Here is a 3,050-nt window from a genome sequence, read left to right as displayed (position 1 = left end):
GCGCTACCGCGATGGCCTCGTCGTAGCGTTCCAGGTCCTGATAGGCGCGGGCCAGCCCGTGCAGCGCGTCCGCAAAGGCAGGATCGATTTCCAGTGACTTGCGGTACTCGGCCACTGCTTCCTCGTGCCGGCCCTCCGCGAACAGGTCCAGCGCCGCGTAGTAATGGTCCTCGGCCGCGTGCTTGTTGCCGGAATCACTCATCCTCGCCGGATTCTAGCATGCGGCTTTCGGGCTGTAGGCTGCCAGCCGCCGGCTGGCGGCGGTCTGCTATTCTGAACGCACGATGCGCTACATCCTGCGCTTCCTCTGGAACGCCACCCGCGGCCATCGCCTCGCGCCCTGGCGCAGTCCTTATCTCAAGTGGCGCATCGAGACCTACTGTGGCTTGAAGATGAACCAGGTGGGCTTCCTGGAATTCTGGGGATTCTTCTGGCGCGAGCGCCACAACCTCACCCGCTTCCTGGAATGGACCGCCGAGATGGACCGCTATGCCCGCCCCAAACCCCGCAATCCCTGAACGAGAACCGGGTACTGGGTACTGGTCTACTCGCTTGCGGCCGGCGCTTCGCCCATGAGGATGCCGACGTCGCTGCCCTTGTCCGCGCCCAGGGCGCGCGCCGCGGCCCCGCGGTGGGTGGCGATCTCCAGATAGCCCATCGATCCCAGGATGCCGAACACCTCGCCGGCCGCGCCTTGCGCGTATGCGGTGTGCATGCGCAGCACTTCGCTCTTGCCCACCAGGATCTTGAATGGCGGAGGCTCGGGCTCGAAGATCTGGGGCACGTCCTTGGGCGTGAAGTTGGTGATCAGGTTGCCGAACTTGTCCACCTTCAGCACCACGCCCTTCATCAGCTTGTCGCTGATGGGTTTGGGCTTGGGCGCCGCAAAGCGCACAAAGTCGGTGATCTCGTCGCCGAACTTCGCCACTTCCACGCCCTTGCTCAGCCACCCGGCCACGGCCGCGAACAGGTCGCGCCCGTGGAAGGTCTGGCTCATGGGCTGCAGGAAGTAGTGCTCGGCGGTGATATGAAACACCTGCAGGCGCTCTTCCATCTCGTACACCAGGGAGAGCACGCCGTTATCCGGCGCCAGGAAGATGTGCTTTTCGGTCACCGCCAGCAGCGGCCGCCGCGATGTCCCTACGCCCGGGTCTACCAGCACCAGGTGCAGCGTGTTCGAGGGGAAATACTTGTACGCCTGGGCGATGGTCAGCGCGCCGTCCAGCACGTCATACGAGTGCAGGTGGTTGGAGATGTCCACGATCTGTGCCTGTGGGTTGATCAACAGGATCACGCCCTTCATCGTGCCCACATAATGGTCGCTGGTGCCGAAGTCGGTGGTGAACGTGATCAGGCGTTGAGGCACGGACGCTGCGCTCCTATTTGCGAAAATTTGTCGGCTGAGAAAGCCCTCGGAAGTTATCGCGCCATCACGCCCGGTGTCAAGGAAGTTACGAGCCGTCAGCCACAAGCTTCGAGCTGGGAGCTAGCAGCTAGACGCCAAGAGCCAAAAGCCAAAGCCAAGAGCCAAGAGCCAAGAGCGCTTATCCGCTAGCGATACTCCTCATATCCCGCCGGCAGCTCGAACAGCGCTGCTTCCTGTGGCCCTTCGAAGATGCTCTTCAATTCGAACAGGTCGCTGCGCACAGGGACGCCGCCGAGCTTCACATCGGTCCACACGCGAACTGTGCGCCCGCCTTCCCCGTACTCCCATTTCTCCACGGCGCGCCCGCCGAGCGTCTCCGTTGCGACCTTGCGGCAATCTTTCGATCCTTCCACGCACACGTGCGCCTTGCCGTCCGCCGGCGGCGCCAGTTGCGACGCCAGCACCACCAGCGCCCCCAGCCGCGGCCACGCCGCCAGATTCCGCGCCGTAAGCGGGATGTACTTCCGTATGGCCGCCTGGCGAACTTGTGGCAGCGCGGCTCCCGGCTTCTCCGGTTCCACCACCTCCAGCCGCCCGCGATTCAGCAGCAGCCAGCCCCGGCTTTCGGGCCTGCCTTCTTCGTCGGAGACTTTCCCGTCTGCATTGCGGCCTTCGGAGAAAACGATCAGCACGAAATCCGGCGTCTCCAGCCGCACTTTGCCCTTCACCGCTGCCACCTTCGCGTCCAGCTTCTCGTAGGCGATCTCTTCGAACACGGGATGCCGCGACAACGTGCGCAACACCATCTCCCCGGAATACTCGCTCGGCCCCCGCCGGCAGCCGATGAGCCCCAGGCACACCATCAGCGCCAATGAACCGGCAATAAGCGCTGAGCGATAAGCGGGTCGCATTCCCAATCACTAAATCACCAAATCACCAAATCGCCAAATCTTTCCTGAGACCTGACACCTGACGCCTGAGAGACCCGATACCTCCCGCTCGGCGATAATCTGACAAGGTCACTCGCATGCGGGAGAGCCGCCATGAAACACGGGGCGCCTCTCGGCGCCCCCTCGCTTATTGCTTATCGCCTATTGCTTATTGCTTCACGCCTAACTGCCAGAACAGGAACGACCAGATATCGGTCCCTTCCTCGATCTGCTTGCTCACGGGTTTGCCCTGGCCGTGGCCGGCTTTGGGCTCGATGCGCAAGAGAATCGGCCGATCGGGGCCGTTCTTGGCCGACGCCTGCAGAAGCGCGGTCATTTTTCGCGAGTGCATCGGGTCCACGCGCGTATCGCTCTCCGCCGTGGTGATCAGGATGGCGGGATAATCCGTGCCTTCTTTCACGTGATGGTAGGGCGAGTACGCGTACAGGAAGTCGAACTGTTTGGGGTCTTCCGCCGAGCCGTACTCCGGAATCCAGAGTTTCGCGATCTGGAAGTTCTGGTAGCGCAGCATGTCGAGCAGCGGCACCTGGCAGACTACGGCGCGGAACAGGTCCGGACGCTGGGTCAGCGCCGCCCCCACCAGCAGGCCCCCGTTCGACCCGCCCTGGATGGCCAGCCGGTTCTTGTTGGTGTACTTCTCCTGGATCAGGTACTCGGCCGCGGCGATGAAGTCGTCGAACACGTTCTGCTTCTTGTCCAGCATGCCGCCGCGATGCCACTCCTCGCCGAACTCG

General features: G+C 63.0%; 5 protein-coding genes. 1 reads left to right on the top strand and 4 read right to left on the bottom strand.

The window, feature by feature from the left end:
- Nucleotides 1-202 (bottom strand): tetratricopeptide repeat protein (locus VLE48_04935; GenBank protein HSA92335.1); only part of this gene is annotated, 202 nt, incomplete at its 3' end.
- Between the two features lie 82 nt (nt 203-284).
- Between VLE48_04935 and VLE48_04930 the strand changes: the two genes are divergently transcribed.
- Entirely contained in the window at nt 285-518 is a 234-nt protein-coding gene (locus VLE48_04930; GenBank protein HSA92334.1) for a hypothetical protein, read from the top strand.
- A gap of 26 nt (nt 519-544) precedes the next feature.
- Here the strand turns inward: VLE48_04930 and VLE48_04925 are convergent, their stop codons facing one another.
- The 3 genes from VLE48_04925 to VLE48_04915 all read right to left on the bottom strand — a co-directional run.
- On the bottom strand, nt 545-1,366 hold the full coding sequence (locus tag VLE48_04925) for an SAM-dependent chlorinase/fluorinase (protein HSA92333.1): 822 nt from the start codon (nt 1,364-1,366) through the stop codon (nt 545-547).
- A 185-nt stretch (nt 1,367-1,551) separates the two neighbouring features.
- Nucleotides 1,552-2,277, bottom strand: a complete 726-nt coding sequence (locus VLE48_04920; GenBank protein ID HSA92332.1) for a hypothetical protein — start codon at nt 2,275-2,277, stop codon at nt 1,552-1,554.
- Between the two features lie 187 nt (nt 2,278-2,464).
- A partial coding sequence (locus VLE48_04915) for a prolyl oligopeptidase family serine peptidase (protein HSA92331.1) occupies nt 2,465-3,050 on the bottom strand: 586 nt, incomplete at its 5' end.

The organism is Terriglobales bacterium, assembly GCA_035454605.1.
GTDB lineage: Bacteria > Acidobacteriota > Terriglobia > Terriglobales > Acidobacteriaceae > DATMAB01.
The sequence above is the reverse complement of the archived record's forward strand: the minus strand, read 5'-3'. Positions and strand labels throughout refer to the sequence as shown.

Coding starts and splice junctions, on each gene's coding strand:
- VLE48_04930 (HSA92334.1), top strand. CDS start 285: ATGCGCTACATCCTGCGCTTCCTCTGGAACGCCACCCGCGGCCATCGC.
- VLE48_04920 (HSA92332.1), bottom strand. CDS start 2,277: ATGCGACCCGCTTATCGCTCAGCGCTTATTGCCGGTTCATTGGCGCTG.